Annotated in this window: 18 protein-coding genes; all 18 read left to right on the top strand. The window is 72.7% G+C overall.

Annotated features, from left to right (window positions below; genetic code table 11):
- The first annotated feature begins 63 nt into the window (after positions 1-63).
- The 18 genes from mreC to Sdagh_RS29720 all read left to right on the top strand — a co-directional run bounded on the left by mreC (position 64) and on the right by Sdagh_RS29720 (position 25507).
- Complete coding sequence (gene mreC / locus Sdagh_RS29635) at positions 64-1011, top strand: rod shape-determining protein MreC (RefSeq protein WP_189412682.1); 948 nt, start codon at positions 64-66, stop codon at positions 1009-1011.
- Between the two features lie 15 nt (positions 1012-1026).
- Entirely contained in the window at positions 1027-1698 is a 672-nt protein-coding gene (gene mreD / locus Sdagh_RS29640; RefSeq protein ID WP_189412685.1) for a rod shape-determining protein MreD, read from the top strand.
- 115 nt (positions 1699-1813) lie between these two features.
- Entirely contained in the window at positions 1814-4081 is a 2268-nt protein-coding gene (gene mrdA / locus Sdagh_RS29645; RefSeq protein WP_189412687.1) for a penicillin-binding protein 2, read from the top strand.
- Positions 4078-5277: a rod shape-determining protein RodA gene (gene rodA / locus Sdagh_RS29650; protein ID WP_190077233.1), complete on the top strand. Its 1200-nt coding sequence runs from the start codon at positions 4078-4080 to the stop codon at positions 5275-5277. Before mrdA ends, rodA begins: the two co-directional genes overlap by 4 nt.
- Positions 5278-5407: 130 nt before the next feature.
- Positions 5408-6913 carry a CYTH and CHAD domain-containing protein gene (locus tag Sdagh_RS29655; RefSeq protein WP_189412691.1) on the top strand — a complete coding sequence of 502 codons (1506 nt, stop codon included), beginning with the start codon at positions 5408-5410 and terminating at the stop codon, positions 6911-6913.
- A gap of 89 nt (positions 6914-7002) precedes the next feature.
- A complete protein-coding gene (locus Sdagh_RS29660; protein WP_190077234.1) occupies positions 7003-8970 on the top strand; it encodes a TIGR03960 family B12-binding radical SAM protein in 1968 nt (655 codons plus the stop codon).
- Between the two features lie 83 nt (positions 8971-9053).
- The gene (locus tag Sdagh_RS29665) at positions 9054-10118 is read left to right on the top strand and encodes a hypothetical protein (protein ID WP_226535953.1); all 1065 of its coding nucleotides are present in this window, start codon (positions 9054-9056) and stop codon (positions 10116-10118) included.
- Positions 10119-10166: 48 nt separating this feature from the next.
- Positions 10167-10943, top strand: coding sequence for a TIGR03936 family radical SAM-associated protein (locus Sdagh_RS29670; RefSeq protein WP_189412693.1), 777 nt, complete (start codon positions 10167-10169; stop codon positions 10941-10943).
- A gap of 277 nt (positions 10944-11220) precedes the next feature.
- A complete protein-coding gene (locus Sdagh_RS29675; protein WP_190077235.1) occupies positions 11221-15435 on the top strand; it encodes an Rne/Rng family ribonuclease in 4215 nt (1404 codons plus the stop codon).
- A gap of 237 nt (positions 15436-15672) precedes the next feature.
- The gene (locus tag Sdagh_RS29680) at positions 15673-16740 is read left to right on the top strand and encodes a glucose-1-phosphate thymidylyltransferase (RefSeq protein ID WP_190077236.1); all 1068 of its coding nucleotides are present in this window, start codon (positions 15673-15675) and stop codon (positions 16738-16740) included.
- Positions 16737-17723 (top strand): dTDP-glucose 4,6-dehydratase, encoded by a 987-nt coding sequence (rfbB, locus tag Sdagh_RS29685; protein ID WP_190007781.1) that lies wholly within the window; start codon positions 16737-16739, stop codon positions 17721-17723. The genes Sdagh_RS29680 and rfbB overlap by 4 nt, the downstream gene beginning before the upstream one ends.
- Positions 17724-17800: 77 nt before the next feature.
- Entirely contained in the window at positions 17801-18712 is a 912-nt protein-coding gene (gene rfbD / locus Sdagh_RS29690; protein WP_189412700.1) for a dTDP-4-dehydrorhamnose reductase, read from the top strand.
- Positions 18709-20706 (top strand): glycosyltransferase family 2 protein, encoded by a 1998-nt coding sequence (locus Sdagh_RS29695; RefSeq protein WP_190077237.1) that lies wholly within the window; start codon positions 18709-18711, stop codon positions 20704-20706. Before rfbD ends, Sdagh_RS29695 begins: the two co-directional genes overlap by 4 nt.
- A gap of 10 nt (positions 20707-20716) precedes the next feature.
- Complete coding sequence (gene rfbC / locus Sdagh_RS29700; RefSeq protein WP_190077238.1) at positions 20717-21310, top strand: dTDP-4-dehydrorhamnose 3,5-epimerase; 594 nt, start codon at positions 20717-20719, stop codon at positions 21308-21310.
- Positions 21311-21502: 192 nt separating this feature from the next.
- The gene (gene rplU / locus Sdagh_RS29705; RefSeq protein ID WP_004931419.1) at positions 21503-21823 is read left to right on the top strand and encodes a 50S ribosomal protein L21; all 321 of its coding nucleotides are present in this window, start codon (positions 21503-21505) and stop codon (positions 21821-21823) included.
- Between the two features lie 14 nt (positions 21824-21837).
- Positions 21838-22092: a 50S ribosomal protein L27 gene (rpmA, locus tag Sdagh_RS29710; RefSeq protein ID WP_003976205.1), complete on the top strand. Its 255-nt coding sequence runs from the start codon at positions 21838-21840 to the stop codon at positions 22090-22092.
- Positions 22093-22196: 104 nt separating this feature from the next.
- Entirely contained in the window at positions 22197-23633 is a 1437-nt protein-coding gene (gene obgE, locus Sdagh_RS29715; protein WP_189412707.1) for a GTPase ObgE, read from the top strand.
- 296 nt (positions 23634-23929) lie between these two features.
- Entirely contained in the window at positions 23930-25507 is a 1578-nt protein-coding gene (locus Sdagh_RS29720) for an alkaline phosphatase D family protein (RefSeq protein ID WP_226535955.1), read from the top strand.
- The last annotated feature ends 331 nt before the right edge of the window (positions 25508-25838 follow it).

The raw sequence follows: 25838 nt of genomic DNA on the forward strand, positions 1-25838 counted from the left end.
TTCCCGTTTCGCTGTTTTTCCCGAGTTTCCCGAATTCCGACGAGGAAGGCACGGCCGCCGCACGTGAGGGACACGAAAGAGAGCCGGCTGCTCCTGGTGCTGCTGATCGCCGTGGCGTTCGCGCTGATCACGGTGGACATCCGCGGCGGGGAGGACTCCCCGGTCGACGGTGCCCGGCAGGCCGCGTCCACCGTCTTCGGCCCGATCGAGAACGGGGTGTCGTCCGCCGTCGACCCCGTCGGCAACGCGATCTCCGCGATCCGCGCCTCCGGTGACCGGCACGACCGGCTCGCCGCCCTGGAGCAGGAGAACGCGGCGCTGAAGGCGAAGCTCGGCAGCGACGACCGCGGCCGCAGCCGGCTGGCGCAGCTCGACAAGATGCTGAAGCTCGCCGGAGAGGGCCAGTACGGCATCAAGGGCGCCCAGGTCATCGGCATAGGAGCGGCCCAGGGCTTCTCCTGGACCGTCACCCTGGACGTCGGCGCCGACGACGGCATCGAGCGGGACATGACCGTCCTCAACGGCGACGGCCTGGTCGGCCGCGTCACCACAGTCGGCCCCAGCTCCTCCACCGTGCTGCTCGCCAGCGACCCCGACTTCACCGTCGGCACCCGCATGGAGTCCGGCGACGAGCTGGGCTTCGCCTCCGGGCAGGGTGACCGCCCGCTCCGCGTCGAGCTGCTCAACGGCAAGGCCGAGGTGAAGAAGGGCGACCGCCTCGTCACCTTCGGCTCGCAGGCCGACAAGCCGTTCGTGCCCGGCGTGCCGGTCGGCGTCGTCTCCCGCGTCGACCCCTCCGGCGGCGACCTGACCCGCACCCTGTACGTCACGCCGTACGTCAGCTTCACCAAGCTCGACGTCGTCGGCGTCGTCGTGCAGGCCCCGAAGAAGGACCCCCGCGACACCGTGCTCCCGGACAAGCCGAAGCCGACCCCCACGCCCACCGTGACGGTGACCGTGACGCCGTCCGCCGGGGCGCCCGCCGACGGCCAGTTCCAGCCCGAGCAGTAGGAGCGAGGAAGCCCCATGCGCGTCAACCGAATCCTGCTGTCCACCGCCCTGGTCGTCGTCGCCCTGGTCATCCAGGTCAGCGTCCTGGCCCGGCTCCACCTGCCCGGCGCCGTCCCCGACCTGCTGCTGCTCACCGTCCTCGGCCTCGCCCTGGTCTACGGCCACACCGGCGGCGCTCTGATCGGCTTCGGCGCCGGCCTCCTCGCCGACCTCGCCCCGCCCGCCGACCACGCCGCCGGGCGCTACGCCCTGGTGCTCTGCGTCATCGGCTACCTGGCCGGCCTCGCCAGACCCGAGACCGGCCGGCTGAAGTCCGCCACCGGCCCGATGGCCGTGGTCGTGGTCGCCGCCCTCGGCTCCACCCTGCTCTACGCCGGGGTGGGCGCCCTGGTCGGCGACACCGCCGCCCGCCATGTGGGCCTCGGGGGCCTGCTGTTCACCTCGGCCCTGTACGACCTGCTGCTCGCGCCCTTCGTGGTCCCCGGGATCATGGCGCTGGCCCGGCGCGCGGAGAACGACCCGCTCGCCGAGACCGGCGCCGCCGCCCAGGCCACCGACATCTCCTCCGGCTGGCTCTCCGGCGGCACCGGCCTGCGCATCGGCGAGCAGAAGAACGGGCTGCGGGTGAAGGCGGCGCGGGCCCGGGTCGCCCGCGCCGGGCGCATCAAGGGGGTCAAGCGACTGTGAGAGCGGGCGAGTTCACCCGGACGGGTGGGCAGGGGCGGAACGCGGCCGCACAGCCCGACCGTTCATCATTCGTACGCGCGCACACGTCGGCGCACCGAGAGGGGGAGCGACCGCAGTGACCAACATTCCCGAGACCGGGCGGAACCCACGGGTCCAGATCCGGCTCGTCGTCATCCAGGTCCTCGTCCTCTCCCTCCTCGGCACCCTCGGCGGCCGGCTCTGGTACCTCCAGATCCGGGAGGGCGACGCCTACGCCAAGGAAGCCTCCGGCAACCACGTGCAGCAGGTCGTCCAGCCCGCCGTCCGAGGCTCCATCCTGGACGCCCGCGGCGTCGCCCTCGCGGACAACGAGACGCGGCTGGTCGTCTCCGCATCCCGCACCGACCTGCTGAAGATGAGGGACGACGGCAAGGCCGTCCTCACCAAGCTCGCCGGGGTCCTGGGCATGAAGCCCCAGGACGTCATGGAGAAGGTCCGCCTCTGCGACGCGCAGACCCCCCAGCCCTGCTGGAACGGCTCGCCGTACCAGCCCATCCCCATCACCGACGAGGCCACCGCCAAGCAGGCCCTGCAGATCCGCGAGCGCTCCGAGGAGTTCCCCGGCATCACCGCCGAACCCGAGGCGGTCCGCCGGTACGCGGCGCCGGGGCAGGCCAACACCGCCCAGGTCCTCGGCTACCTCTCCCCGGTCACCGACGACGAGATCCAGCAGGCCCAGGACACCGACTCGCCCTACCTCCGCTCCGACCAGGTCGGCCGCAGCGGCCTGGAACGGCAGTACGACAAGGCCCTGCGCGGCAAGGCCGGCGTCACCCGCTACGAGGTCGACAACCTCGGCCGGGTCATCGGCGAGGCCGAGTCCGACGCCGCCCAGCCCGGCGACAACCTGGTCACCAGCATCGACGCCCGCGTCCAGCGCATCGCCGAGTACGAGCTGAACGAGGCGATGAAGGCCGCCCGCAAGGAGTTCGACCGCAACACCGGCACCACCTACAAGGCCGACTCCGGCGCGGTCGTGGTGATGGAGGCCAAGACCGGCCGCGTCGTCGCCATGGCCTCCAACCCGACCTACGACCCGAACGCGTGGGTGGGCGGCATCTCCGCCGCCGACTACAGGAAGCTCACCGGGAAGAACTCCAACTACCCGCTGCTCAACCGCGCCATCCAGGGCCAGGCCGCCCCCGGCTCGATCTTCAAGGTGGTCTCCACCTCCGCCGCCGTCGAGGCCGGCTACGACTTCGACGGCGGGTACGACTGCTCCAGCTCGTACTCGGTCGGCGGCCAGGTCTTCAAGAACTTCGAGTCCGCCAACTACGGCTCGATCAACCTCGGCCGCGCCCTGGAGGTTTCCTGCGACACCGTCTTCTACCGCCTCGCCCACGAGGAGTGGAAGAAGGACGGCGGCATGAGCGGGAAGAACGCCAAGGACTACTTCTACAAGGCCGCCCACCAGTTCGGCCTCGGCAAGGAGACCGGCATCGACCTGCCGAACGAGGTCACCGGCCGCGTCCCCGACCGCCAGTGGAAGCAGGACTACTGGGAGGCCAACAAGGACGCCTGGTGCAAGACCGGCAAGAAGGACGGCAGTTACGTCGAGAAGATCGCGTACGAGAACTGCGTCGAGGGCAACAAGATGCGCGCCGGTGACGCCATCAACTACTCCATCGGCCAGGGCGACACCCTGGTGACCCCGATCCAGATGGCCACCATCTACTCGGCCATCTCCAACGGCGGCACGCTGTACACGCCGTCCGTCGGCAAGGCCGTCATCAGCGCCGACGGCAAGAGCGTCGACGAGATCGCGCCCCAGTCCCACGGCAAGCTGCCGATAAGCAGGGAGACGCGGGACAAGATGGACGCCGCCCTCGCCGGCGTCGCCACCAACGGAACGGCCGCCTGGCGGTTCCAGGGCTGGCCGCAGGACCAGATCCCGATGCACGCCAAGACCGGTACCGCTGAGGTCTACGGCAAGCAGACGACGTCCTGGTTCGCCACGTACACCAAGGACTACTCGATCGTCATGACGATCTCCCAGGGCGGTACCGGCTCCGGCGCCTCCGGACCGGCCGTCCGCAACATCTACGACGCCCTCTACGGCGTCTCCGACGACGGTGACATCGACCCGAAGAAGGCGCTGCTGCCCACGCCGCAGAAGACCCTGCCGAAGGTCAAGACGGACGGCACCATCGCCGCCCCGAAGATCTCCGACGACCCGGTCAAGGACCAGCAGGCCACCGACGAGGACGAGTACGCGCCGATCGACGGCCAGGAGCAGGGGGCGACCGTCGGCAACCAGGACACGGGCAACCGCCAGACCCGCCGCCGACGGCGCGGCGGCTGCCCCGGCGACCGCAGGCGCAGGACGCGGAGGATGCTCACATGACCGGGGCCAACAGTTTCCAGGTCTCCGGGTACGGACCCGAGCGCGCGGGCTGGACCCGGGTCTTCGCCCGCGACTCGGTGGCCCGCCGGATGGACTGGCCGATACTGCTGGCCGCCGGCGCCCTGTCGCTGCTCGGCACCCTGCTGGTCTACTCGGCCACCCGCAACCGCACCGAGCTGAACCAGGGCGACCCGTACTTCTTCCTCTTCCGCCACCTGCTCAACACCGGCATCGGCCTCGCCCTGATGGTCGCCATAGTGTGGATCGGCCACCGCGCGCTGCGCACGGCGGTGCCGCTCCTCTACGGCGCCTCCCTCCTCCTGATCCTGCTGGTCCTCACCCCGCTGGGCTCGACCATCAACGGCGCCCACTCCTGGATCAAGCTCCCCGGCGGCTTCTCCCTCCAGCCCTCGGAGTTCGTCAAGCTCACCATCATCCTGGGCATGGCGATGCTGCTGGCCACCCGCGTCGACGCGGGCGACAAGCAGTACCCCGACCACCGCACGGTCCTCCAGGCCCTCGGCCTGGCCGTCGTCCCCATGCTGATCGTGATGCTCATGCCCGACCTCGGGTCGGTCATGGTCATGGTCGTCATCGTGCTGGGCGTGCTGCTCGCCTCCGGCGCCTCCAACCGCTGGGTGTTCGGACTGATCGGCACCGGCACGGCCGGTGCCCTCGCGGTGTGGCAGCTCGGCATCCTGGACGACTACCAGATCAACCGCTTCGCCGCCTTCGCCAACCCGGAGCTGGACCCGGCGGGCGTCGGTTACAACACCAACCAGGCCCGGATCGCCATCGGCTCCGGCGGGCTCACCGGCTCCGGCCTGTTCCACGGTTCGCAGACCACCGGCCAGTTCGTCCCCGAGCAGCAGACCGACTTCGTCTTCACGGTCGCCGGTGAGGAACTGGGCTTCGTCGGCGCCGGACTGATCATCGTGCTGCTCGGCGTCATCCTCTGGCGAGCCTGCCGCATCGCCCGCGACACGCCCGACCTGTACGGCACGATCGTCGCCGCCGGGGTCGTCGCCTGGTTCGCCTTCCAGGCGTTCGAGAACATCGGGATGACCCTCGGCATCATGCCGGTGACCGGCCTGCCCCTGCCGTTCGTCTCCTACGGGGGATCATCGATGTTCTCCGTGTGGATGGCGGTCGGCCTGCTCCAGTCGATCACCGTGCAGCGGCCCATGTCGGCCTAGTGATCTGAGTCGGAGATTCGCCGCCTACTGCCGACGAATCTCCGACTCAGATCACTAGCGGGCAGCGGGCACCGGGGTGCGGTTCCCGCGCCGGGAGTGATCTCCGCCGCCCGCCGGGTACGTACGCCCCATGGCGGACATCAAGCGTGAGATCGAGCGCAAGTACGAGGCGGACGACGGCGGCCTCCCCGACCTGAGCGGGGTGGCCGGCGTCGCCACCGTCGCCGACCGGGGCGTCGTCCACCTCGACGCCACCTACTACGACACCGCCGACGAGCGCCTCGCCGCCTGCGGCATCACCCTGCGCCGCCGCACCGGCGGCTCCGACGCGGGCTGGCACCTGAAACTCCCCGTCGCCCCCGGCGAACGCGAGGAGATCCACGCCCCGCTCTCCGACACCGTCCCCGGCGAACTGGTCTCCCTGGTCCGCTCCCGTATCCGCGACGCCGAGCTGCTGCCGCTGGTCCGGCTGCGCTCCGACCGCGACCTGCGCCACCTCCTCGCCCCGGACGGCACGCTGCTCGCCGAGGCCAGCGCCGACACCGTGCACGCGGAACGGCTCGGCGGCGGGGTCGGCGCCGCCCACTGGACCGAGATCGAGGTGGAGCTGGCCGACGGCGGCGACCCGGCGTTCCTCGACACCGTGGACAAGCGGCTGCGCAAGGCCGGCGTCCGCCCCGCCGCCGCCCCGTCGAAGCTGGCCCGCGCCCTCGCGGAGACGGCCCCCGACAGGACCCGCGGGCCCGCTCCCGCCGGGGACCCGGTGAGCGCCGGCGACCATGTGCTGGCGTACGCGCGGGCCCAGCGGGACGCGCTCGTCGCCCTCGACCCGGCGGTGCGCCGGGACACGGCGGACGCCGTGCACGACATGCGGGTCGCCACCCGGAGGCTGCGCAGCACCTTCACGTCGTTCGGCGCCGTGCTGGACCGGTCGGTCACCGACCCGGTCGGGGACGAGCTGAAGTGGCTGGCGGGTGTGCTCGGCGCCGACCGGGACCGCGAGGTGCTGACCGAGCGGCTGACCGCGGCCCTCGGCGAGGTGCCGGACGACCTGGTCCACGGGCCGTTCGCCGAGCGGCTGCGGCACTGGTCGGGCGCCGAGCACGGCGGCGCCCGCGCCCGGCTCCTCGGCGTCCTGGACTCCCGCCGCCACCTCGCCCTCCTCGACGCCCTGGACGCCCTGCTCGCCGACCCGCCCCTGCGGAAAGCGGCCGGGAAGGAACCCGGCGAGGTGCTCGCCAAGGCCGTCCGCAAGGACTTCCGCAAGGTCTCCGCGCTGGTGGAGCGGGCGCTGGGCCTCGGCCCCGGCACCGAACGCGACATCGCGCTGCACGAGGCGCGCAAGAAGGCCAAGCGGACCCGGTACGCGGCGGAGGCGGCCGTACCCGTCCTCGGCAAGCCGGCGAAGTCCATGGTCAGGTCCATGAAGGAGCTCCAGTCCCTGCTCGGCGAGCACCAGGACGCCGTCATGGCCCGGCAGGCCCTGCGCGAGCTGGCCGCGGTCGCCCACGCGGCGGGCGAGGACACCTTCACCCACGGCCTGCTCCACGAACGCGAGCGGCGGCGCGCGGCGGACGTGGAAGCCGGGCTGCCCGCCTTCTGGAACGGCATCGAGGACGCGGCCACCGCCCTGTGAGCCGACGGGCGTGCGGGTGACCCTCCGGGGCCGCGTTAGGCTAGATGGTCACCCCTGTCAGTTCAGTCCAGCCCACGAAGGTGCGCGAGATGCCTGCCGAAGTCGCTGCGGCCGCGGAGTCCGTTTTCCCGCAGCTCGAAGCTCTCCTCCCGCATGTGCAGAAGCCGATCCAGTACGTCGGCGGAGAACTCAACTCCACCGTCAAGGACTGGGACTCCTGCGACGTCCGCTGGGCGCTGATGTACCCGGACGCCTACGAGGTCGGTCTGCCCAACCAGGGCGTCATGATCCTCTACGAGGTGCTCAACGAGCAGCAGGGCGTCCTCGCCGAGCGCACCTACAGCGTGTGGCCGGACCTGGAGGCCCTGATGCGGGAGCACCGGGTCCCGCAGTTCACGGTGGACAGCCACCGCCCGGTGAAGGCGTTCGACGTGTTCGGCCTGTCCTTCTCCACCGAGCTGGGCTACACCAACATGCTGGCCGCGCTCGACCTGGCCGGCATCCCCCTGGAGGCCAGGGACCGGGGCCTGGACGACCCGATCGTCATGGCCGGCGGGCACGCCGCGTTCAATCCGGAGCCGATCGCCGACTTCATCGACTGCGCCGTGATCGGCGACGGCGAGCAGGCCGTCCTGGAGGTCACCGCGATCGTCCGCGCCTGGAAGGCGGAGGGCCGTCCCGGCGGCCGTGAGGAACTCCTCTTCCGCCTCGCCCGCACCGGCGGCGTCTACGTCCCCGGCTTCTACGACGTCGAGTACCTGCCCGACGGCCGGATCGCCCGCGTCGTGCCGAACCGGTCGGGTGTCCCGTGGCGCGTGTCGAAGCACACCGTCATGGACCTCGACGAGTGGCCCTACCCCAAGCAGCCCCTCGTGCCGCTCGCGGAGACCGTGCACGAGCGCATGTCGGTGGAGATCTTCCGCGGCTGCACCCGCGGCTGCCGCTTCTGCCAGGCAGGCATGATCACCCGCCCGGTGCGCGAGCGGTCCATCACCGGCATCGGCGACATGGTCGACAAGGGCCTGAAGGCGACCGGCTTCGAAGAGGTCGGCCTGCTCTCCCTGTCCTCCGCCGACCACACGGAGATCGGCGACATCGCCAAGGGCCTCGCCGACCGCTACACCGAGGACAAGATCGGCCTCTCCCTGCCCTCCACCCGCGTCGACGCGTTCAACATCGACCTGGCCAACGAGCTGACCCGCAACGGGCGCCGCTCCGGCCTCACCTTCGCCCCCGAGGGCGGCTCGGAGCGCATCCGCAAGGTCATCAACAAGATGGTCTCCGAGGACGACCTGATCCGGACCGTCGCCACCGCCTACGGCAACGGCTGGCGCCAGGTGAAGCTGTACTTCATGTGCGGCCTGCCCACCGAGACCGACGAGGACGTCCTCCAGATCGCCGACATGGCGATGAACGTCATCCAGAAGGGCCGCGAGGTCTCCGGCTCCGGCGACATCCGCTGCACGGTCTCCATCGGCGGTTTCGTCCCCAAGCCGCACACCCCCTTCCAGTGGGCGCCGCAGCTCTCCGCCGAGGAGACCGACGCCCGGCTCCAGAAGCTCCGCGACAAGATCCGCGGCGACAAGAAGTACGGCCGCTCCATCGGCTTCCGCTACCACGACGGCAAGCCCGGCATCGTCGAGGGCCTCCTCTCCCGCGGCGACCGCCGCGTCGGCGCCGTCATCCGCGCCGTCTACGACGACGGCGGACGCTTCGACGGCTGGCGCGAGCACTTCTCCTACGACCGCTGGATGGCCTGCGCCGACAAGGCCCTCGCCCCCTACGGCGTGGACGTCGACTGGTACACCACCCGCGAGCGCTCCTACGAGGAGGTCCTGCCCTGGGACCACCTGGACTCGGGCCTCGACAAGGACTGGCTCTGGGAGGACTGGCAGGACGCCCTCGACGAGACCGAGGTCGACGACTGCCGCTGGACGCCGTGCTTCGACTGCGGGGTGTGCCCGCAGATGGACACCAGCATCCAGATCGGCCCGACCGGCAAGAAGCTGCTGCCGCTGACGGTGAAGCAGCCGGCGGGCAGCGGGCACACGCACTGACGGCCGGGAAGCGGGCCCCTCCTCCGGGGGCCCGCTTCCGTGTCCCGTGCATCCGAACGGGCCGGCCGTGCGTCTCTTCCGGTATGGATCTGGAGAAGCCGCCCACCGGGGACGTACGGCGCACGGCGTACACGGAGGAGCGGGGCGGGGAGGGGTGTCTCACCGTGGCGATCCGCCTTCCGGTGCGGATCGTGGCGCTCGTGCTGGTCGTGCCGGTGCGGATGGCGTGGGACGCGCTGGTGGCCGCCGGGGGGTTCCTGGGGCGCACGGTGTTCCGGCCGCTCGGGCGGGCGGTGGGGTGGCTGGCGCGGGCGGTCTTCGTGTGGCCGTTCGTGGGGCTGTGGCGGTACGTCGTCGTCCCCCTGGCGAAGGCGGCCGGGTGGCTCGGGCTGCTGCTGGTCGTCCGGCCGGTGCGATGGGTGTACCGGTGGGTGCTGTCCCCGGCCGGGCACGCGCTCGCGTGGTGCTGGGCGCGGCTGGTCGTACCGGTCGGGGACGCGCTGTGGGCCGCCGGGACGTGGCTCGCGCGGTATCTGCTCGTCCGGCCCCTCCAGTGGGCGTACCGGTGGGTGCTGACCCCGGTCGGGCACGCGCTCGCGTGGTGCGGCAGGGGAGTGGCGTGGTGCGTGCGGACGGTCGTCGCCGGGATCGCCTGGGCGGTCTCCTGGGTGGTACGGGTGCTGCTGGTGTGGCCCGCGCTCGCCCTGTGGCGGTGGGTGCTGGCGCCGGTCGGCCGGGTCCTCGCGGTCGTCGGCCGGGAGGCCGGGGACGCGCTCGGGCACGCCTGGCGGATCGCGGGGCGGATCTCGCTGGCGGTCGGCCGGTTCCTCGGGACCCTGTTGCGGTGGATCTTCGTGGAGCCGGTGCGGTGGGTGTACCGGACGGTGCTGACCCCCGTGGGGCACGTGGTGCGCGACGCCGTGCTGCGGCCCGCCGCAGCGGCGGCCCGGGGGACCGGGCGGGCCGTGCGGCAGGCGTTCGCCTCGGCCCGGGAATCGGTGCGGCAGGTACGCGCCGACGTGCGGCGGGCGCTGTTCGGCGCACCCCCGCCGGCCCGGCCGGTGCGGCGCCCGGTGGACCGGCGGGAACCTTCCGGCGCCGAGGCACGTACTCTTGGTAGGAGTACGACCGCTCTCACGAAGGACTGAACGACACTGGGCAAGCGACAGCCCGAAGGCCCGCCGCCGGTACCCGCGGTGCAGCGCATCCGACTGCGCTACACCAAGCGCGGCCGCCTCCGGTTCACCAGCCACCGTGACTTCCAGCGCGCCTTCGAGCGTGCGCTGCGCCGCGCCGAGGTGCCGATGGCGTACTCGGCGGGGTTCACACCGCACCCGAAGGTGTCGTACGCCAATGCCGCACCCACCGGCACGGGCAGTGAGGCGGAGTATCTGGAGATCGCGCTCACCTCGGCGCGCGACCCGGAGCAGCTGAGAACCCTCCTCGACGCGTCCCTGCCCGCCGGGCTGGACGTGATCGACGCGGTCGAGGCCCGGACCCCGGGACTCGCCGACCGGCTGACGGCCTCCGTGTGGGAGCTGCGGCTGGACGGCGTGGACCCGGCCGGCGCCCGCCGCGCCGTCGACGCCTTCAACGGGGCGCCGGCCGTGGAGGTCCAGCGCCGCACCAAGAACGGTGTGCGCACCTTCGACGCCCGCTCCGCCGTCGTCTCCCTGGAGAGCGTTCCGACGCAGGATGCACAGGCTGATAGGCCGAGTGACCGGCCCTGTGCGATACTGCGGCTGGTTGTTCGGCACGTGACGCCTGCCGTACGACCCGACGACGTCCTGTCCGGTCTCCGCGCCGTGGCCGACCTGGCGCCGCCGGTCCCCGTAGCGGTGACCAGGCTGGCGCAGGGGCTGCTCGATGAAGAGACCGGCACGGTGACCGACCCGCTCGCGCCCGACCGCGAGGCAGGAGCGAAGGAGCCGCAGACGGCTCCCGCGACTGCCGCCGCGACGGCGCCGGCGTAAGGAAGGTCCCGCGAAGGGACGGACGTCGTAAGCGCCGCCGTCGAACTCGGGAGCCACCTGGGTCGGGCAGCGCACCGACCAGAAGACTTTCGCCAGGCCGTGCGCGACAAGGTTGTACGGAACCGGCGAGACAGGACACAGCGAGCTCCCGAGCGGCGCCCGCGCCCCGGACGGCGGCATCCGCGCAGAGCGCGAGCCGCGGACGTCACCGGTGGTCGACGCGATCGACGCCGGACCCAGGCGCGGCGCCCGGGAGCCTGACGGGAGATACGCCCGCATGCTCGAACCGACCGAATCCACGGAGTCCGTGACCGGCTCCGCACCCGACACCACCCCCAGCGACACCCTGCCGCCGCGCCGCCGGCGCCGCGCCGCCTCCCGCCCGGCGGGTCCGCCGGCCGGGGCCTCCGGCACCACGGCGGAGACCGTCGAGCCGGCCGTCCCGGCCGCCGACAGCGAGACCGTCGCGGACGTCGTCGACGAGACGGAGGAGACTACGGAGGAGGCACTCCAGGCCGAGGCCGCGGCCAAGGCCGAGAGCGAGGCCAGGAGCGAGGCCGGGACCGAGGCCGAGGAGCCCGCTCCCGCCCGTCCGCGCCGCCGCGCCGTACGCCGTGCCTCCGCGCCCGCCGGGGCGCCCGCCGCCGAGGCGGACGCCGAGACCGTGGTCCCCGCGGCGCCCGCCGCAGCCGGCCGGCCCGAGCCGGAGTCCGCCGTAGCGTCCGACGAGAGCGCCGCGCCCAAGCGGACCCGCCGGCGTGCGACGCGGAACGTCTCGGCGCCGGTCGCCGCCGAGACCGCGGAGGCTCCCGAGACCGTGGAGGCGCCGGTCGCACCGGTCGCCGAGGCGCCTGCCGAGGAGGCCGCGCCCAAGGGCCGGACCCGTCGGCGTGCGACGCGTACCGCGGCGGCGCCGGTCGCCTCCGGCGCGTCCGAGGCGCCCGAGCCCGCCGTGGCTTCCGAGCCCGTCGAGCCCGCCGCGGCCCCGGCTGCCGGGACGCCCGCCGAGGTGCCCGCCGACGACGCCGCGCCCAAGGGCCGCACCCGGCGTCGCGCGACCCGGCGCGGCGCCGCCCCGGCCGAGGAGCCCGTGAGCACCGAGGCCGCGGAGGCGGACGCGGGTGACGAGAAGGCGGCCGAGAAGGCCGAGCCCGCCGCCACCCCCGTCGCCGGGACGCCCGCCGCCGGCACGCCTGCCGCGTCCGAGCCGTCCGCCGACGACGCCGCTCCGCGCCGTACCCGGCGCCGGGCCGTCCGCAAGGCCGCCACCGGCTTCGCCGAGCCCGCGCGGAAGGCCGGGACCGGCTCCGCCGACGCGGAGACCGCCGCCCGTCCGGCGCGGCCGGCCGTCGCGCTGTTCCAGCCGCCGGTGTTCGCCGAGCCCCAGTTCCAGACGCCCGAGCGGGCCGCGGCCGAGGCCGCCGCGGTGGCTTCCGGGGCGCGGGAGCCGCAGGAGGAGCCGGAGCGCACCCCCGCGGTGGAGCCCGCCGAGGCCGTCGAGGAGCAGCCCGCAGGGTCGCGCCGCCGCCGTCGCCGCCGGGGCGCCGCCGACGAGGCCGCCGAGGAGCGGCCCGCCGAGACCACCGCCCCCGTCGCCGAGGAGCCGGAGGCCGAGGCGGACGCCGACGCCGAGGAGCCCGACGAGGACGGCGACGCCGACGCCGAGGAGGGCGGTTCGCGCCGCCGCCGTCGCCGGGGCGGCCGTCGCCGTCGCCGGGGCGACCTGCCGGACGGCGAGTCCGACGGCGCGGAGACCGACGCCGAGCAGTACGCCGCCGAGCAGGCCGAGCAGGACGCCGAGGACACCGCCGAGCAGGCCGACGAGGACGCCGAGGAGGACGACGACGACACCGGCGCCCGCGAGGAGTCCGGCGGGTCCAGCAGCAGCCGTCGCCGCAGGCGCCGCCGCCGCCGCGCCGGGGACAGCTCCGCCGAGGGCGAGCCGTCCGCCGACGACCCGGAGCGGACCGTCGTCAAGGTCCGCGAGCCGCGCAAGGTGTCCGAGGCGTCGGACTTCCAGGACGCGGTGCAGTCCATCAAGGGCTCGACCCGGCTGGAAGCGAAGAAGCAGCGCCGCCGCGAGGGCCGCGAGCAGGGCCGCCGGCGCGTCCCGATCATCACCGAGGCCGAGTTCCTCGCCCGCCGCGAGGCCGTCGAGCGCGTGATGGTCGTCCGCCAGCACGGCGAACGCACGCAGATCGGCGTCCTGGAGGACGGCGTGCTCGTCGAGCACTACGTCAACAAGGAGCAGGCCACCTCGTACGTCGGCAACGTCTACCTCGGCAAGGTGCAGAACGTGCTGCCGTCGATGGAGGCCGCCTTCATCGACATCGGCAAGGGCCGCAACGCCGTGCTCTACGCCGGTGAGGTCAACTTCGAGGCGCTCGGCATGGCCAATGGGCCGCGCCGCATCGAATCGGCCCTGAAGTCCGGCCAGTCGGTCCTAGTCCAGGTGACGAAGGACCCGATCGGCCACAAGGGCGCCCGGCTCACCAGCCAGGTCTCCCTGCCGGGCCGCTACCTCGTGTACGTGCCCGAGGGCTCGATGACCGGCATCAGCCGCAAGCTGCCCGACACCGAGCGGGCCCGGCTGAAGACCATCCTCAAGAAGATCGTCCCCGAGGACGCGGGCGTCATCGTGCGCACCGCCGCCGAGGGCGCCAGCGAGGACGAGCTGCGCCGCGACGTCGAGCGGCTCCAGCAGCAGTGGGCGGAGATCCAGAAGAAGGCCAAGAACGGCGGCAACGCGCCGACCCTGCTGTACGGCGAGCCGGACATGACGGTCCGCGTCGTGCGCGACATCTTCAACGAGGACTTCACCAAGGTCGTCGTCAGCGGCGAGGACGCCTGGGAGACCGTGCACGGGTACGTCTCCCACGTCGCGCCGGACCTCGCCGACCGGCTGTCCAAGTGGACCAGCGAGGTCGACGTCTTCGCCACGTACCGGATCGACGAGCAGCTCGCCAAGGCGCTGGACCGCAAGGTCTGGCTGCCCAGCGGCGGTTCGCTGGTGATCGACCGGACCGAGGCGATGGTCGTCATCGACGTCAACACCGGCAAGTTCACCGGCCAGGGCGGCAACCTGGAGGAGACGGTCACCAGGAACAACCTGGAGGCGGCCGAGGAGATCGTGCGCCAGCTGCGGCTGCGCGACCTCGGCGGCATCATCGTGATCGACTTCATCGACATGGTGCTGGAGTCCAACCGGGACCTGGTGCTGCGGCGCCTCCTGGAGTGCCTGGGCCGGGACCGTACGAAGCACCAGGTCGCCGAGGTGACCTCGCTGGGCCTGGTGCAGATGACCCGCAAGCGGGTCGGCCAGGGGCTGCTGGAGTCGTTCTCCGAGACCTGTGTGCACTGCAACGGGCGCGGTGTCATCGTCCACCTCGACCAGCCGTCCGCCGGCGGGAACGGCGGCGGCAAGCGCCGCAAGCGGGCCCGCGCCGGTGCCGGTGAGCAGCACGAGCACGAGCACGAGGCCGCCGTCGAGACCGCCACCGCCGAGCAGGAGGCGGACGCCGAGATCGAGCGGGCCGCGGAGCGGGCGGACGAGCAGCGGGACGCCGAGCCCGTCGCCCTTCCGTCGGCCGACTTCGCGCCGGACGAGGAGCTGTACAGCAGCGTCGCCGAGGCGGAGGCCGCGGCCAAGCGCGGCCGTTCGCGGCGCCGGGCGAGCCGGCGCGCGTCGGCCCCGGCCGGCGCGCCGAGGGCGGAGACCACCCGGCCCGAGCAGCCCGAGCAGCCCGAGGCGCCCGAGGTGCCGACGGCGCAGGACGTGCCGGCGCGGGACGAGGCCGAGCGTCCGGTGCGGCCGGAACCGGCCGCCGAGGCGCTGGCCGAGCCCGCGGCCGTGGAGGACGCGGTCGTCGCCCCGCCGCAGGAGGCCGCCCCGGCCGCCGAGGCGCCCGTCGAGGAGGCCGCGCCCAAGGGCCGTACGCGCCGTCGGGCGACACGCAAGGTGTCCGCGCCCGCCGGTTCGCCGGCCGGTGCGGAGGCCGCCGTGGTGACGGTCCCCGAGTCCGCCCCGGCGGAGCGGCCCGCCGCCGAGGAGCCGGTGGAGCAGCCGGCCCCGGAGGAGCAGCCCGAGCCGGTGGCCGAGCCCGCGCCGCCGGCCCGCCCGCGGCGCCGCGCCGTGCGCAAGGCCGCCGCGCCCACCGCCGACGCGGAGGCGGCCGTCGTGGTCGTCCCCGCGGCGGAGACCCCGGCCGCCGCTCCGGAGGCGCCCGCCGAGGAGCCGGTCGCCGAGGAGGCCGCCCCGGCCAGGAAGACCGCCCGCAAGGCGGTCAAGAAGGCCCCGGCGAAGAAGGCCGCCGCCAAGAAGACGACGGCGACCAAGACGGCCGCGAAGAAGACGACGGCGGCGAAGAAGACGACGGCCAAGAAGGCGGCGAAGACCACCAAGTCGGCCGCCAAGAAGACGGCGTCGAAGAAGACCGCCGCGGCCGAACAGCAGTCGGCTCCGTCGGTCTCCAGCGTCACCGACGAGGTCTGACCGGCCCGACGTCCCGCCCGAGCGGTACCCGATCCGCCCCCGGCCTCCCGGCCGGGGGCGGATCGCGTCCATAAGGAATCCGTAAGCGATCACGAGTTGTCATGGGAAACACACAAGCGTGAATGCGAGATGAATCCGAGAAACGCAAACGGATATGATGTGGACTGCGATTAATAGCCAAAATGGACAAATCGGGATATTTATCCCCGTTTCGGAACGGTATTAGGGGCGCATTACGTGAAGGCTCTCGTGCTCTCCGGGGGGGCGGGCACCCGCCTTCGCCCGATCACCCACACCTCGGCCAAGCAGCTCGTGCCGGTCGCCAACAAGCCCGTGCTGTTCTACGGCCTGGAGGCGATCGCCGACGCGGGCATCCGGGAGGTCGGCATCGTCGTCGGGGACACCGCCGACGAGATCCGCGAGGCGGTGGGCGACGGTTCCCGGTTCGGGATCGAGGTCACCTACCTCCCGCAGGAGGCCCCGCTGGGCCTCGCCCACGCCGTCCTCATCGCGCGGGAATTCCTCGGCGACGACGACTTCGTCATGTACCTCGGTGACAACTTCATCGTCGGGGGCATCACCGGCCTGGTCGAGGAGTTCCGCGCCGACCGTCCCGACGCGCAGATCCTGCTGACCCAGGTCCCCAACCCCACCGCCTTCGGCGTCGCCGAACTCGACGCCGCCGGCCGGGTGGTGGCCCTGGAGGAGAAGCCGAAGCAGCCCAAGAGCGACCTGGCGCTGGTCGGCGTCTACCTCTTCACCCCCGCCATACACGAGGCCGTACGGTCCATCGAGCCCTCCTGGCGCGGCGAGCTGGAGATCACCCACGCCATCCAGTGGCTGATCGACCAGAAGCACGACGTCCGCTCCACCACCATCTCCGGCTACTGGAAGGACACCGGCAACGTCACCGACATGCTGGAGGTCAACCGGTCCGTCCTGGAGACCGTCGAGCCGCTGGTCGAGGGCACGGTGGACGACACCAGCGAGATCATCGGGCGGGTGCGGATCGAGGCCGGCGCCCGGGTCAGCGGCAGCCGGATCGTCGGCCCCGCGATCGTCGGCGCCGGGTCGGTGATCAACGACGCCTATGTCGGCCCGTTCACCTCGATATCCGAGGAGTGCCGGATCGAGGACAGCGAGATCGAGTACTCCATCGTGCTGCGCGGCTCCTCCGTCACCGGCGTGCGCCGGGTGGAGGCCTCGCTCATCGGGCGCGACGTCGAGGTCACGCCCGCTCCCCGTAACCCTTCGGCCCACCGGCTCGTGCTCGGTGATCACAGCAAGGTGCAGATCTCCTCATGACCACCCGCATCCTGGTGACCGGCGGTGCCGGTTTCATCGGCTCGCACTACGTCCGTACGCTGCTCGGCCCCGAGGGCCCCGGCGACGTCGCGATCACCGTCCTGGACAAGCTGACCTACGCGGGCAACCCGGCCAACCTCGACGAGGTCCGCGCACACCCCGCCTTCTCCTTCGTGCAGGGCGACATCTGCGACCCCGGCCTGGTCGGCAAGCTGATGGCCGAGCACGACCAGGTCGTGCACTTCGCCGCCGAGTCGCACGTCGACCGGTCCATCGACGGCGGCGCGGAGTTCGTCCGCACCAACGTCGTCGGCACCCACACCCTCATCGACGCCGCCCACCGGGCCGGGATCAAGACCTTCGTGCACATCTCCACCGACGAGGTCTACGGCTCCATCGACGAGGGCTCCTGGCCCGAGACCCACCCGCTCCAGCCGAACTCGCCGTACTCCTCGGCCAAGGCGTCCAGCGACCTGATCGCGCTGTCCTACCACCGCACCCACGGCCTGGACGTCCGCGTCACCCGCTGCTCCAACAACTACGGGCACCACCACTTCCCCGAGAAGGTCATCCCGCTCTTCGTGACCAACCTCCTCGACGGCAAGAAGGTCCCGCTCTACGGCGACGGCGGCAACGTCCGCGACTGGCTGCACATCGACGACCACGTCCAGGGCATCGAGCTGGTCCGCACCAAGGGCCGCGCCGGCGAGGTCTACAACATCGGCGGCGGCACCGAGCTGTCCAACAAGGAGCTGACCGGCCTGCTCCTCGAAGCCTGCGGCGCCGACTGGGAGACCAGCGTCGAGTACGTCGAGGACCGCAAGGGCCACGACCGCCGCTACTCCGTGGACTGCACCAAGATCCGCGAGGAACTGGGCTACGCGCCCCGCAAGAGCTTCGAGCAGGGCCTGGCCGAGACGGTCCAGTGGTACCGCGACAACCGCGCCTGGTGGGAGCCGCTGAAGGAGCGCGCCGCGCTCTGACCCGTCCCGCCCGGCCGAACGGGCCCGGAGAACCGGGCCCGTTCCCGTGTTCCGCCCCCACACACGTCAAGAGAGACATGAACCCGACACAGGAACAGGCACGCTGGCTCGTCACCGGAGCCGGCGGCATGCTCGGCCAGGACGTACTCGCCGCACTGGACGCCGAAGGGGAACGGGCCGTGGCGCTGGACCGCGCGGCCCTGGACCTCACCGACCCCGAGGCCGTCCGCCGGACGCTGGAGCACCACCGCCCCGCCGTGGTCGTCAACTGCGCGGCCTGGACGGCCGTGGACGACGCCGAGACCCGCGAGGCCGAGGCGCTGCGCGTCAACGGCGACGGCCCGGCCCACCTCGCCGACGCCTGCGCCCGCACCGGCGCCGTCCTGCTCCATGTCTCCACCGACTACGTCTTCGCCGGCGACGCCGCCGCCCCGTACGCCGAGGACGCCCCCACCGCCCCGCGCAGCGCCTACGGCCGTACCAAGCTGGCCGGCGAGCAGGCCGTCCTGAAGGCCCTCCCGGACCACGGCTACGTGGTGCGCACCGCCTGGCTGTACGGCACCGGCGGACCCAACTTCGTCCGCACCATGATCCGCCTGGCCGGCGAGCGCGACACCGTGGACGTCGTCGACGACCAGCGCGGCCAGCCCACCTGGAGCGCCGACCTGGCCGGACTGCTGCTCGCCCTGGGCCGCGGCGCCCTGGCCGGCACCGCCCCCGCCGGGATCTACCACGGCACCAGCTCCGGCGAGACCACCTGGTACGGCCTCACCCGGGAGATCTTCCGCCTCCTCGGCACCGACCCCGACCGGGTCCGCCCCACCACCAGCGCGGCCTTCACCCGCCCCGCGCCCCGGCCGGCCTACAGCGTCCTCGGCCACGACCGCTTCCGCGCGGCCGGCCTGGCGCCGCTGCGTGACTGGCGCGCCGCGCTCACCCAGGCATTCCCGGAGATCCACCGGGTCCAGACGAAGGAGAACCCGGCGTGACGGTCAAAGTCAGTGTCGTCATCGCGGTCTACAACCCCGGCAAGTACGTCGAGGACTGCGTCTCGTCCCTGCTGCGGCAGAGCCTGAGCCCCGAGGAGTTCGAGGTCTGGTTCGTCGACGACGGCTCCACCGACGAGACCCCCGCCCGGCTGGACCGGTTGGCCGCCGAGCACCCCCACATGCACGTGATCCACCAGGAGTCCTCCGGCTGGTCCGGCCGCCCCCGCAACACCGGCATCAAGGCCGCCCGGGGCGAGTACGTCATGTTCGTCGACCACGACGACTGGCTCGGCGGCGAGGCCCTGGAGCGGATGTACGCGTACGGCAAGGCCAACGACGCCGACGTCGTCATCGGCAAGATGGCCGGCATCGGCCGCCCCGTGCCGCAGGAGCTGTTCCGGGTCAACCGGCCGCGCGCCACGGTGGAGAACGCGCCGCTGATCGACAGCCTCACCCCGCACAAGATGTTCCGCCGGGAGTTCCTCAACGAGCACGGCATCCGCTTCAAGGAGGGCCGCCGCCGCCTTGAGGACCACGTCTTCGTGGTCGAGACCTACCTGCGGGCCAGGAGCGTCGCCGTCCTCAGCGACTACCTGTGCTACTACCACATCACCCGCGACGACGGCTCCAACGCCGGCTTCCAGCGCTTCGACCCGGTCGGCTACTTCAAGAACCTCCGCGAGGCCCTCGACGTGGTCGAGGAGCTGACCGAGCCCGGCCCGCTGCGCGACAAGCTGTTCAGCCGCTGGCTGCGCAACGAGATGGTCGAGCGGCTGCGCGGCAGCAGGCTGCTCAAGCTCCCGGAGGACTACGCCGAGGAGCTGTACCGCGAGATCCGCGGCGTCGTCACCGAGCGCTTCGGACCGGGCGTCATCGCCCGCGTCGCGCCCACCCAGCGGGTGGTGGCCGCGCTGATCGTCGCCGGCCTGTACCAGGACATCAGGGAGCTGGCCCGCTGGGAGGCCGGGATCAGACCCACTGGCCGCCTCACCTCCCTGGCCTGGGCGGAGGGCAGGCTGAACATCGGCTTCAGCGCCGAGTACCGGGCCGGGGACGCCCCCATGACCTTCCGCCGGGACGGTGAGCGCGACCTGCTCGGCCTGCCGCTGTCCGAGGCGGCGCTCGCCGCGCTGGCCGAGCAGGACGTCACCCTGGACGCCCCGGTCGGCAAGAGCGACGTCGACCTGGTGGTCCGCCACCGCGACGACGCCACCCAGTACTACCTGCCGCTGACCAGCGAGCGGCACCGCCTGCCCGCCGGCGACGGCTCCTTCCGCCAGGAGATCACCGCGACCGCCGTGCTCGACCCGGAGACCGCCGCCGCCGGCGAGCCCCTGGCCAAGGGCCTGTGGGACCTGCACCTGCGGATCAAGTCCTGCGGCTGGAGCAAGGAGACCCGGCTGGGCGCCGTACGCGGCGAGGACGTGGAGGCCGGGCGGCTGGCCGCGCTCACCGGCGAGCCGCGACGGCTGGTCCTGCCGTACTGGACCGACGGGCCCGGCAACCTCTCGCTCGACGTCGACCAGCACACCGGCAAGCTGGAGCGCGAGGCGGTGGCGTGGACGGACCCCGGCGCGTCGGCCGTGACCGGCGGCACCGCGGTCCGCCTCCCGCTGCCGCTGCACCTGCCGGCCGGGCCCGAACGCGGGGTGCTGCTCCGCTTCGAGCGCAAGAACGTGGGCAAGTACCCCGCCGACGCGGTGGTGGACGGCCGTACGGTGACCGCCGAGCTGCCGCTGGAGCAGCTCACCGGCAAGCGCTGGGCGGTCCGGATCGGCCTGCCCTCGGCGGCCCGCGGCGAGGTGCGCTGGACCCGGCTGCCGGTGGACGTCGTGGTGGACGCCAAGGGCGTCCCGCGGGTCATCGACCGGCACACCGCGCCGGCCCGGCCCGCCCCGAAGAAGAAGCCGCAGGCACCGTCGCGCCGCCCGCTGTGGCGACGGGTGGCCGGGCGCGTCAAGCGCGCGCTGATCAAGCAGCAGAAGAAGAACTGAGGACGTGGCGATGCGACCCCTTTCGATATCCGGTGCCTGGGTGTACGAACCGAAGGTCTTCCCCGACGGCCGGGGCAGCTTCCACGAGTGGTTCAAGGCGCCCCTCTTCGCCGAGGCGGCCGGCCACCCGCTCACCCTGGCCCAGGCCAACATGTCGGTCTCCAGCCGGGGCACCCTGCGCGGCATCCACTTCGCGGACGTGCCGCCCGGCCAGGCCAAGTACGTCAAGTGCGTGCGCGGCGCGGTCCTCGACGTGATCGTGGACATCCGGACCGGCTCGCCGACCTTCGGGAAGTGGGAGGCGGTCCGCCTCGACGACCGGGACCACCACGCCGTCTACCTCTCCGAGGGGCTCGGACACGGCTTCATGGCGCTCGACGACGACGCCACCGTGGTCTACCTCTGCTCCGAGGGGTACGCGCCCGAGCGGGAGCACGGCATCCACCCGCTCGACCCGGCCCTCGGCATCGACTGGCCCGCGGACCTGGCGCCGCTGCTCTCCGCCAAGGACGAGCAGGCGCCCACCCTGGCCGAGGCCCGGGAGCAGGGGCTGCTGCCCTCCTACGAGGAGTGCCTGGCGTACCGGGAGAGCCTCGGCCGCTGAGCCGCGGGCCCGCCCCGGTTTGACCCGTTCGGCCGGGGCCCCGTAATCTGGACCATCGGCATGTCCGCTGACGTGCCAACCCCCGTAAACCTCTTCCTCCGGAGCACACGGTGTTCCGGAGAGGCCGCTCGCGCCCGGCGCGGGCGGCTGGACTGCGGGGGTGCCGTTCCCGAGCGAGAGAGTGAGATCCGCGTGTACGCCATCGTGCGCAGCGGTGGTCGCCAGCACAAGGTTGCTGTCGGCGACATCGTTGAGGTTGACAAGATTTCCACTGCCAAGGTTGGCGACACGGTCGAGCTCTCGACCCTGCTCGTTGTCGACGGCGACGCTGTGACCAGCGACCCGTGGGTGCTGGCCGGCATCAAGGTCCAGGCCGAGGTCGTGGACCACCACAAGGGCCAGAAGATCGACATTCTGCGCTACAAGAACAAGACCGGCTACCGCCGTCGTCAGGGCCACCGCCAGCAGTACACGGCGATCAAGGTCACTGAGATCCCCGCGGCTGCGAAGTAAGGGACTGAGGAGACATGGCACACAAGAAGGGCGCATCGTCCACCCGGAACGGTCGCGACTCCAATGCCCAGCGGCTCGGCGTGAAGCGCTTCGGCGGTCAGGCCGTCAACGCGGGTGAGATCCTGGTCCGCCAGCGCGGCACGCACTTCCACCCGGGTGCGGGCGTCGGCCGTGGCGGCGACGACACGCTGTTCGCGCTGCAGGCCGGTGCGGTGCAGTTCGGCACCCACCGCGGCCGCAAGGTCGTGAACATCGTCCCGGTCGCCTGACCGGACCCTGTCGCGAGGCGGACCTCACTTCCCTCACGGGAAGCGGGTCCGCCTTTCGCGTGTTACGTAGACATCATCCCGTCAGTATCTGGAGGCACCCCACCATGACCACCTTCGTGGACCGCGTCGAGCTGCACGTCGCCGCGGGTAACGGAGGCCACGGCTGTGCCTCCGTACACCGGGAGAAGTTCAAGCCGCTCGGCGGCCCGGACGGCGGCAACGGCGGCCGGGGCGGCGATGTGATCCTCACCGTCGACCAGTCCGTGACCACCCTCCTGGACTACCACCACTCCCCGCACCGCAAGGCCACCAACGGCAAGCCCGGCGAGGGCGGCAACCGCTCCGGCAAGGACGGGCAGGACCTGGTGCTGCCGGTGCCGGACGGCACCGTCGTCCTCGACAAGGCGGGCAACGTCCTGGCCGACCTGGTCGGCCACGGCACGTCCTTCGTCGCCGCCCAGGGCGGCCGCGGCGGCCTCGGCAACGCGGCGCTGGCCAGCGCCCGCCGCAAGGCGCCCGGCTTCGCGCTGCTCGGCGAGCCCGGTGACCTCCAGGACGTCGTCCTGGAGCTGAAGACCGTCGCCGACGTCGCGCTGGTCGGTTACCCGAGCGCGGGCAAGTCCTCGCTGATCTCGGTGCTCTCCGCGGCCAAGCCGAAGATCGCGGACTACCCGTTCACCACGCTGGTCCCGAACCTGGGCGTGGTCACCGCCGGCTCCACCGTCTACACGATCGCGGACGTGCCGGGCCTCATCCCGGGCGCCAGCCAGGGCCGCGGCCTCGGTCTGGAGTTCCTGCGGCACGTCGAGCGGTGCAGCGTGCTGGTGCACGTCCTGGACACCGCCACCCTGGAGTCCGACCGCGACCCCGTCTCCGACCTCGACATCATCGAGGAGGAGCTGCGGCAGTACGGCGGCCTCGGCGACCGGCCCCGCGTGGTCGTGCTGAACAAGACCGACGTCCCCGACGGCCGGGAGCTGGCCGAGATGGTCCGGCCCGACCTGGAGGCGCGCGGCTACCGCGTCTTCGAGGTGTCGGCCGTCGCCCACCTCGGCCTGCGCGAGCTGTCGTTCGCCCTGGCGGAGCTGGTGGGCCGGGCGCGGGCCGCCCGGCCGAAGGAGGAGGCCACCCGGATCGTGATCCGGCCCAAGGCGGTCGACGACACCGGCTTCACGGTCTCCCGTGAGGAGGACGGCCTGTTCCGGGTGCGCGGCGAGAAGCCCGAGCGCTGGGTGCGGCAGACCGACTTCAACAACGACGAGGCCGTGGGCTACCTCGCCGACCGGCTGGGCCGGCTCGGCGTGGAGGAACAGCTGGTCAAGGCCGGCGCGCGGGCCGGCGACGGCGTCGCCATCGGCCCCGAGGACAACGCGGTCGTCTTCGACTGGGAGCCGTCGATGATGGCCGGCGCCGAGATGCTCGGCCGGCGCGGCGAGGACCACCGCTTCGAGGCGCCCCGGCCCGCGGCCCAGCGCCGCCGGGACCGGCAGGCCGAACGGGACGAGGCGGACCAGGCGTTCGAGGGCTTCGAGCCCTTCTAGGGCCGGTCGTTCGGATCAGGTCGCGGGGAATCGGCTGCGTCTTCCCCGCGTCCGCCGCGTGATCCGAACGGCAGGCCCTGGCCGCCGCAGGACGTGAACGGCGCCGGGTGAGGTGTTCGCCCGGCGCTCATCCGAGGGACCCGTCGTGGTCAGCGGGCGTTCCCGCACCGCGGCGGGTTTCGCGCTGTCCGCCTCCTTGTCATGCACTCGCCTTACTCGGTTCAGCGGGCGGTCCCGTGCCGCATGGGACGTTCCGGTGGTCGAAGAGGCCACCGTGGCAAGGGAGTCCCGCCTACATGAGTGCCGACATGACCGCCGACCCGACCGCGGTGCCCGCCCCCGGCAGGCGCCGCTTCCTGACCGGCGGCGCCGCCGTGCTCGGGGCCGTCGCCACCGCCCAGCTCTGGCTGCCCGCCAGCGCCCAGGCCGCCGAGGTCCCGCTGCCCGAGGACGTGTTCAGCCTGGGCGTCGCCTCCGGTGACCCGCTCCCGGACGGCGTCGTGCTGTGGACCCGGCTCGCCCCCGACCCGCCGGCCGGCGGCGGCATGCCCGCCCGGACGGTCCCGGTGGAGTGGGAGGTCGCCTCGGACGCCCGGTTCGGGGACGTGGTCCGCCGGGGCCACACCGTCGCCCGGCCCGCCCTCGGGCACAGCGTCCACGTCGACGTCCGGGGCCTGCGCCCGGGACGCACGTACTGGTTCCGCTTCCGGGCCGGCGGCCGGATCTCGCCCACCGGGCGCACCCGCACCGCCCCCGCCCCGACCGCCGCGGGCACCGGCGGCCTCCGTGTCGCGCTGGCCTCCTGCCAGAACTGGCAGCAGGGGTACTTCACCCCGTACGCCGACATGCTGGCGCAGGACCCGGACGTCGTGCTCTTCGTCGGCGACTACATCTACGAGTCCGCCCCGTCCGCCACCGCCGTACGCCGCCACGAGGGCAGCGGTGAGCCGTACTCGCTCACCCAGTACCGCAACCGCTACGCCCAGTACCGCAGCGACCCCGACCTCGCCGCGATGCACGCCCACGCGCCGTTCGTCGTCACCTTCGACGACCACGAGGTCGACAACGACTACGCCGGACAGGTCCCGCAGGACCCCGGCAAGCAGGCGCCCGACGCCTTCGCCGACCGCCTCACCGCCGCCTACCAGGCGTACTACGAGCACATGCCGGTGCGCGCCACCGCCGTCCCCAACGGCCCGCACATCAAGATGTTCCGCCGCCTGGAGTTCGGCCGGCTGGCCCGGCTCAACGTGCTCGACACCCGGCAGTACCGCAGCGACCAGGCCACCACCCAGGCCGGCGCCCAGGACCCGTCGATGACCATGCTGGGCGCCCGGCAGAAGAAGTGGCTGCTGGACGGGCTGCACGGCTCGGGGGCCCGGTGGAACCTGATCGCCTCCCAGATCATGATGGCCGAGACCGACCTGAAGGTCGGCGACGGCAAGCTCTGGTACTACGACGCCTGGGACGGCTACCAGGCCGAACGCAACGCGCTGCTCCAGGAGTTCCGGCAGGTCCGCAACCCGGTCGTGCTCACCGGCGACCGCCACCTCACCATGGTCAGCGACCTGAGGACCGACTACGCCGACCCCGGCTCCCCGGTCGTCGGCGCCGAGTTCGTCGGCACCTCCATCTCCAGCAACGGCGACCAGGACCAGGCCGCCTTCCACGCCCAGTTCGACCCGCTGAGGGGCGACAACCCGCACTGGAAGCTGGTCGACGCCCACCGCGGCTACCACCTCTTCGACATCCGTCCCGGCGGCATCGACGCCCAGGTGCGGACCGTGAGCACGGTGGTCAGGCCCACGGCCGAGGCCGCCACCCTGGCCCGGCTCCGGGTGGAGGCGGGCCGCCCCGGCGTCTCCCTGGCGTGAGGCACCGCACCGGCGGTCACGTCTCCTGACCGCCCCTCAGAAAGCCCTCTCACCCTCCTTCGACCATGGAGACGGACCGTACGAGAGGCGACGCCCCGGCCGGGGCCGGGGGACCGGTGACCCCCTGCCCGGCCGGGACACGGGCTGGTGTGCGTAGGCCCGCACACGACCGGGACCACCTCGGTCCAGGGCGCGCTGTCCGCCGCGAAGGACGCCCCGCGGGCGCACGGCGTGGAATTCCCGGCGGACACCCGGCAACCCGGCCCCCGTCTCCGCCGCCCTCGCGGTCCGCGCCCGCCCCGGGACGCCCGGCGACCGCCCGCCCGGCGAA

This window comes from Streptomyces daghestanicus (assembly GCF_020521275.1).
Taxonomy (GTDB): Bacteria; Actinomycetota; Actinomycetes; order Streptomycetales; family Streptomycetaceae; genus Streptomyces; species Streptomyces griseoviridis.

Excerpts from the sequence above, each read along its gene's own strand:
- rfbC (WP_190077238.1), top strand. The coding sequence starts at position 20,717 with ATGCGACCCCTTTCGATATCCGGTGCCTGGGTGTACGAACCGAAGGTC.
- obgE (WP_189412707.1), top strand. The coding sequence starts at position 22,197 with ATGACCACCTTCGTGGACCGCGTCGAGCTGCACGTCGCCGCGGGTAAC.
- Sdagh_RS29675 (WP_190077235.1), top strand. The coding sequence starts at position 11,221 with ATGCTCGAACCGACCGAATCCACGGAGTCCGTGACCGGCTCCGCACCC.
- Sdagh_RS29665 (WP_226535953.1), top strand. The coding sequence starts at position 9,054 with ATGGATCTGGAGAAGCCGCCCACCGGGGACGTACGGCGCACGGCGTAC.
- rodA (WP_190077233.1), top strand. The coding sequence starts at position 4,078 with ATGACCGGGGCCAACAGTTTCCAGGTCTCCGGGTACGGACCCGAGCGC.
- rfbD (WP_189412700.1), top strand. The coding sequence starts at position 17,801 with ATGAACCCGACACAGGAACAGGCACGCTGGCTCGTCACCGGAGCCGGC.
- mreD (WP_189412685.1), top strand. The coding sequence starts at position 1,027 with ATGCGCGTCAACCGAATCCTGCTGTCCACCGCCCTGGTCGTCGTCGCC.
- rfbB (WP_190007781.1), top strand. The coding sequence starts at position 16,737 with ATGACCACCCGCATCCTGGTGACCGGCGGTGCCGGTTTCATCGGCTCG.
- Sdagh_RS29655 (WP_189412691.1), top strand. The coding sequence starts at position 5,408 with ATGGCGGACATCAAGCGTGAGATCGAGCGCAAGTACGAGGCGGACGAC.
- rpmA (WP_003976205.1), top strand. The coding sequence starts at position 21,838 with ATGGCACACAAGAAGGGCGCATCGTCCACCCGGAACGGTCGCGACTCC.
- Sdagh_RS29660 (WP_190077234.1), top strand. The coding sequence starts at position 7,003 with ATGCCTGCCGAAGTCGCTGCGGCCGCGGAGTCCGTTTTCCCGCAGCTC.
- Sdagh_RS29720 (WP_226535955.1), top strand. The coding sequence starts at position 23,930 with ATGAGTGCCGACATGACCGCCGACCCGACCGCGGTGCCCGCCCCCGGC.